Here is a 1922-nt window from a genome sequence, read left to right on the forward strand (position 1 = left end):
GCCGCCGCCGGGGTGTCCACGTACAGGCTGCCGCAGGCCACCGGTCGCAGACGGGCCACCCCCGCGCCGCGGCCGGCCGCCTCCGCGGCCACGCGGCGCATGAGCACGGGCGAGGCCATCCGCCGCCGGCCCCGCGTCGCGAGCGCCGTCGCGGGGACGGTCGCCTTCCTGGCGGCGGTGTACCTCGGGACCGTCCTCTTCTCACCGGACTCCGGCGCGGCCGGCACCCCGGGGCCGGGTGCCTCCCCGGCCGCCGGGACGCCGGCGTCCGGGGATCCGGCGACACCCGCCGGGGACGCCTCCGGGCAGGACGGCGACCGCGGCGACGAGGACTGAGCCCGTCGCCTACCAGCGGGAGTGAACCTCGGCCCGGACCCTGCGGTCGTACAGGTCACGCACCGCGTCCAGGGTGCTCTGCGGCAGGGGCGGGAGCGAGGCCGCCGCGGCGTTGGCGCGGGCCTGCTCCACGGAACGCGCTCCCGGGATGACGCTCGTGACGCCGGGCTGCTGGATGATCCAGCGCAGCGCGGTCTGCGCGGGCGTGGCCCCCTCGGGCGCCAGTCCGGAGAACTCCGCCGCCGCGGCCACCCCGGTCGCGTAGTCGAGGCCCGAGAAGGTCTCACCCTGGTCGAACGCCTCGCCGTGGCGGTTGTACGTGCGGTGGTCGTCGGGGGCGAAGACCGTGTCCGCCATGTACTTCCCCGACAGCAGGCCCGAGGCGAGCGGCACCCGCGCGATGATGCCGACGCCCGCTTCGGCGGCGGCCGGGAGCACCTCGTCGAGCGGCTTGAGGCGGAAGGGGTTGAGGATGATCTGGACACTGGCGACACCGGGCCTGGCGATGGCCGTCAGCGCCTCGGCGCACGTCTCGACGCTCACGGCGTAGGCGGCGACGCGCTCCTCGGCGACGAGGGTGTCCAGGGCGTCGTAGACGGCGTCCGAGGAGTAGACGCTCGTCGGCGGGCAGTGCAGCTGCACCAGGTCCAGCGTGTCGACGCCGAGATTGGCGCGGGAACGGTCGTTCCAGGCGCGGAAGTTGTCCAGGACGTAGTTCTCGGGGACCTGCTCGGCGCGCCGGCCCATCTTCGTCGCGACGAAGACGTCCGCGTCGGGCCGTTCCTCGAGGTAGCGGCCGATGAGCTGTTCGCTGCGTCCGTCGCCGTACACGTCCGCGGTGTCGAAGAAGGTGACACCCGATTCGACCGCGGCGTCGAGAACGCCGAAGGCGTCGGCCTCCACCACCTCTCCCCAGTCCCCGCCGAGCTGCCAGGTGCCCTGTCCCACGACCGATACGTCACGGCCGGTCCTGCCGAGTGTGCGTTGCTCCATACGGATCATGCTACGTCGACGAGCGGCACCGGAGCCGGTCGCGGGGCGTAGGGGCCGGCGGGCGGGGGAACAGGCGACCCATGCGTATCCCTCACGTACTCACCGTCACCGCCGCTCTCTGCGCCCTGGCCCCCACCGCTCCCGCGAACGCGTCGCCGGCTTCCCCCGCGGCCGGCGGCGGCCGCCGGGGTCGCCGCCTCCTGCGACGAGGAAGCCCTGGCCGTCGCCGCCGCCGGGTCCGGCCGGCCGGAGACCCTGCGGATCAGCGTCACCAACCGCGGGCGGCACGCCTGCGTGGTGGACCGCGTCCCCACGGTCGTCTTCGGTGACCTGGACGGCCCCGCGCTCCCGGTACCCGCCGGCGGCAGCGCGCCGTACCGCGTCGGGGCGGGACGGACCGTCCACGCGGCGGTGCTCACCCTGGCCCCGTCGGCGGAGGAGCTCCGCGTGGTGGACCGGCTGACGGTCGCCGCCGACCCGGCACACCGCGGACGCACCTTCGACGCCGCCTCGCTGGGCTCCCCGGACGGGATCCGGGTCTGGGAACCGGTGACGACCTGGTGGCACGGTTCTCGCGCCGCGGCCGACGCGGC

Annotated in this window: 2 protein-coding genes and 1 pseudogene; 2 read left to right on the forward strand and 1 reads right to left on the reverse strand. The window is 75.3% G+C overall.

The annotated features are described in order from the left end of the window. Positions 1-336, forward strand: a pseudogene (locus ABZ371_RS32125) (serine/threonine protein kinase); the annotation flags it as partial. A 9-nt stretch (positions 337-345) separates the two neighbouring features. On the opposite strand, the gene ABZ371_RS32130 reads toward ABZ371_RS32125, so the two are convergent. After that, on the reverse strand, positions 346-1338 hold the full coding sequence (locus ABZ371_RS32130; RefSeq protein WP_358686370.1) for an aldo/keto reductase: 993 nt from the start codon (positions 1336-1338) through the stop codon (positions 346-348). 252 nt (positions 1339-1590) lie between these two features. Here ABZ371_RS32130 and ABZ371_RS32135 point away from each other — a divergent pair. After that, on the forward strand, positions 1591-1922 hold a 332-nt coding region (locus ABZ371_RS32135; RefSeq protein ID WP_358686373.1), incomplete at its 3' end, for a DUF4232 domain-containing protein.

The sequence above is a fragment of the Streptomyces sp. NPDC005899 genome, from assembly GCF_040629645.1.
Taxonomy (GTDB): domain Bacteria; phylum Actinomycetota; class Actinomycetes; order Streptomycetales; family Streptomycetaceae; genus Streptomyces.

What these genes read in the sequence shown, in the direction of transcription:
- ABZ371_RS32130 (WP_358686370.1), bottom strand. Translation starts at nt 1,338, where the DNA reads ATGATCCGTATGGAGCAACGCACACTCGGCAGGACCGGCCGTGACGTA.